This window comes from Gilvibacter sp., from assembly GCF_013214815.1.
Classification (GTDB): domain Bacteria; phylum Bacteroidota; class Bacteroidia; order Flavobacteriales; family Flavobacteriaceae; genus Gilvibacter.
Genome location: NZ_JABSPU010000115.1, coordinates 1 through 3,825 on the forward strand (window position 1 = coordinate 1; position 3,825 = coordinate 3,825).

The 3,825-nt window shown below is 41.4% G+C and carries 3 protein-coding genes; all 3 read right to left on the reverse strand.

What is annotated here, in order from left to right:
- Positions 1 to 359: single-stranded DNA-binding protein (gene ssb, locus HRT75_RS14170; RefSeq protein ID WP_291188097.1), on the reverse strand; the 359-nt coding region annotated here is incomplete at its 3' end.
- Positions 359 to 2,191, reverse strand: a complete 1,833-nt coding sequence (locus HRT75_RS14175) for a bifunctional DNA primase/polymerase (protein WP_291188100.1) — start codon at positions 2,189 to 2,191, stop codon at positions 359 to 361. The genes HRT75_RS14175 and ssb, both read right to left, overlap by 1 nt.
- Positions 2,188 to 3,210, reverse strand: a complete 1,023-nt coding sequence (locus tag HRT75_RS14180) for a hypothetical protein (protein WP_291188103.1) — start codon at positions 3,208 to 3,210, stop codon at positions 2,188 to 2,190. Before HRT75_RS14180 ends, HRT75_RS14175 begins: the two co-directional genes overlap by 4 nt.
- Positions 3,211 to 3,825 lie beyond the last annotated feature (615 nt).

The window sequence follows — 3,825 nt, forward strand, 5'->3', positions numbered from 1 at the left end:
CCGTAACCGCTTGAGTCGTCTTTCTTTATTGGCCTTTCTAGGAATAAGATATTCTCGACCTTAATCCTAGCGTCTTTTCTTTTCGATCCGTTTTTGTCTTCCCATCGGTTGTAAACTAACTGGCCTTTGACTAGTAGGAAAGACCCTTTATTTACCCGCCGCTCTACTAGGTCGGCTACCTTAGCCCAGGCAACGCAATCGTGCCATTCCGTTTTTTTCTGCCACTGTCCATCCTTGTCTTTGTAATTATCCGTCACAGCTAAACTAAATGTTGATAGTTTTGTCCCGTTCTTGAGTATTCGCATTTCGGGTTCATTCCCTACGTTCCCGATCAAGGTTATAATGTTGTTGTCTTTCATTAGAATGGTATTACAGTTTGGTCATCCACTTTTTCAGGTGGAGGAATAATTGTTTGATATTCTTGCTTCGGTTGTTCTGGTTCGGTCCAAGAATCTTTTTCAGGTTCAGGCATTCCATTTTCATATACTGGCATTCCATCTTCATCTCTGGTGAACTCAAAACTTGGAAACGGAGCAAAACGGCTTTCTCTACATTTCACCGTGTAAACTCCAGCATCTTTATCTTGAATTGTTTCAATGGCAAAGTCAGCCTTATTCTGTAAGGCTGTTCCCAAATGCCCCCTCATGAAGTTCATTTGCTTTGTCGTGTGCAGGATTGTTAAAAGTAAACCGCCCGTTTCGTCACTCCATTGGAGAAGCTTGTCTGCAATTCTTTCGGATGCTTTTACATCATTGAAATCTTCACATAAATCTACCGCCCCATCTATGACAATACATGACAAATCAGTCCTACCCTTAAGCATTAAGTCTATTGCGTTTAGTCGGTCTTTTTTAGCTAATCTCCTCAGGTGGTAAGCTGCGTATTTAGGGTGGTTGTTTATTAATCCTCCCATCTTGTAAATACGCTGTTGGGTCAATCCGTAGAAAAATTTAGACTGTTCCGTATCGTAGTAATCTATATATCCGTTAACATCTAAGTCAAAAGGCAGTAATCCTCTTTTACCACTCAAACCTGCTGAAGTGATACAAGAGGTAATCAAAGACTTACCGGATTTTTGCGCCCCGGTAATGACTCCTAATTGCCCTTTACCACCAACTTTATAAGTTTTCCCTTCAAGGGTGACGGTTAGTATTGCCTCTTCTTCAATAACTGGCTTGTTTATATCAAACCTAGTACTTTTGACAAAGGCCAATAACTCGCTAAGCTCCTCTTTTCCCTCTTGTTCTTTGATTACTTCTACTGGAGTCCCAAAACCCTCTCTAAGCAGTTGTTTAGCCGCTTCGCTTCCATCCCCCCCGTGTTCCATCAATGCGTAAACCTGAAACGCGTTATAATTTCTTCTTGACTCAAAGGCCGTTCCAGTTGTAAAAGGGTGAAAAATAGGATCTCCATTGCTGGCCTTAATAATCTTAGCATCCGTATCTTTTGGATCACTCGCGCCCGGTTTACTCAAGATTACATCGCCTCCGCGATCTCTAACAAACTTCCAGTTGTAGCTCTCTAACAAGCCTAAAAGGTCGGTTTTGGCCTTGTAGTCATCCCAGGGTGTTATGTTTCCGGTTGGAAATTCCTTTGGAGCAACAATTTCAGGTGCTTCAGTATCTTTTGATTCATCTAAGCCAATAGCGGCATTAATCAATGTGTTCCGCTCTGCCGCTGTCAACTCTGGAACCTGAGACAAACTTCCATTCAATACTTTGTATCCAGGTGTAGGGCAAGCATAAATCAATCCTCCAAAGCCTCTTGTTTCAATCGCTGCCTCAGTGCAGTTTTTTCGAGTAGCAAGCTTTTGATTGCCCTCGCAATTAGGGGCCTTGTAGATCAAATGAAAGCCGTTTGATTTGGTTTGAACCTTTACAACTTTCTTCAATAGTTCGTTTTGGCCAGTAAATACCAGTTCTTCAAAATACTGGTCTGCAATCTTTCCGGTAGGATCTGCCTTTGTGTCGATGTCAATTACTTCCATCCCCTTGGTTATCACAATGGCTATACCAGAGCACTTTTGAGCAAATAATTCTCTTACTTCTTGTTCGCTCTGTTCGGTTTGGTATTTCTGCCATTTTCGAGGAAAGTCGTATTTGACTTTTTCGGTGTCTTTCCGCTGATTTATTGGAGTTACATGGTAGCCCGACTCATGGTAGGCTAGTGCTATTTGTAATAAGTCCCTCATGCTACCAATCGCTTTTTGTCGTTGATATGGCAGCTGTATTCCTCTTTGATTGCATCATAAATCCTGGAATACTTGTTCCGCTCGTACCCTAAATCATTGAAGATGTGGTGAAGTTTTCGCCTAATGTCGGCTTGTTTCCTTGGGGTTAGGTGGATGAACAGGTTTTTAAAACAAGTCCCTTGTTGCATTTCCAACCATTCCGACTTGCTTAGTATTTTACAATTACTTTTCCATAGGGCTGGCATTTCCTCAATCACATACTGGATATACCTATTGTAGGCCGCTTCGTTCTCTTCGCTCAAGAGGTGGTCATTCAAGGCTTGGTCCGTATTCGCTCCCTTTTGCTTTACTTCAAAATCATCATTCCACCTTTCGCCGTTGATCCAGGTGGTAGGGTGCATCTGGGCAATCCCGGTTTGATCTAAATACTTTTTGTAATCCTCAATTGCTTCAATGCAAAGTTTCTTCTTCGCTTTACTCAATCGGTTGAAGGCTGATTGAGCCTTCTTTTTGTTTTTCTTATTCCCAAAAAGGTTCCAGAAAAAAACAAAATCAGATTGAAGTGCAACATCTTTGATTTGCACATTATCTTCCTCTTTAGGTAACTCTTCTGTTTGGTCGTTTGGCGCTAAGCCATTTTTGACTAAGCGCGGTCTTTCTCCCTGTAGCTGTAAATCATCGCCTTCAAACTCGTGCTCACCCCACATTGTGACCCCTACTAAGTCACTCATTATCTTAAATTTACGCTTTCCAAAATCACCGTTCCCTTTCCTTTCTTGGAACCTCGCAGCTAGGTTAAATTCAATCAACTTCTTCACGGCCTTGTAAAATCGCTTCTCCGGCATTGGACCGATTTCTCCAGCCTTTTCCACTGTACACATGTTTCTTAATCGCTCAGTTCCGGGCCAAACAACAGTTCCCCTCCCAGCGTGGGAAGCGATGGCCATAAATACGCTAAAAGCGTCTGATCCTATCTTCGGTAAAACGTCCCTAATGAATTCGTTTTTAATGTTAATCATAACTTTGGTTTATTACAGCTATCGAAAATTGATAAAATTGGTCGCTTTTTGCCTTCCGATAGGCAATAAGCTGGTAACGGTTGAAATGTCAACGCTATATAGATTCGAGCTAACAAAGTTTGAAATAGCCCTTGACAGTCTTTTGTCGTAGTTCTTGGAAGTGCTGGCGATAGATCTCGCCTCTTGGAAAGTAAGTTGCTGTTCTTTCAAACAGCGGTTAAAATGCTCTTCGACAATTTGTCGGTGGTTCTTAAGCATGATGGTAAATTGGTTTATTACAGCTAGGCCCAAAACAGCGAGAAAAAAAAGAGGTGCCTAAGTTTTGAAGAGACACCTCGTCTCTACTGTTCTAAACCAATAACATGAATTAAAAAGAAAAGCGGCTAAGAAGTGGTGCTTTCTTGCCGCTTTAAGGATGACTTTCGTCCTTCCTTGTCTAAATGTGAAAAAGATCCTTGCACCACACTACTTTTTCAGATTCAGTGATACAAACATACGGATTTTTTCTATTTATTTCAATCTTTTTACATTATTTTTCAACTTATACATAAAAAAAGCTCCAAAGAACCACCCTTGGAGCATAAAAGCTGTAACAACCAATATCGGGCTGAGCGC

Bases quoted from the DNA above. Each gene is read 5' to 3' on its own strand.
- HRT75_RS14175 (WP_291188100.1), bottom strand. From the start codon at position 2,191: ATGAGGGACTTATTACAAATAGCACTAGCCTACCATGAGTCGGGCTAC.
- HRT75_RS14180 (WP_291188103.1), bottom strand. From the start codon at position 3,210: ATGATTAACATTAAAAACGAATTCATTAGGGACGTTTTACCGAAGATA.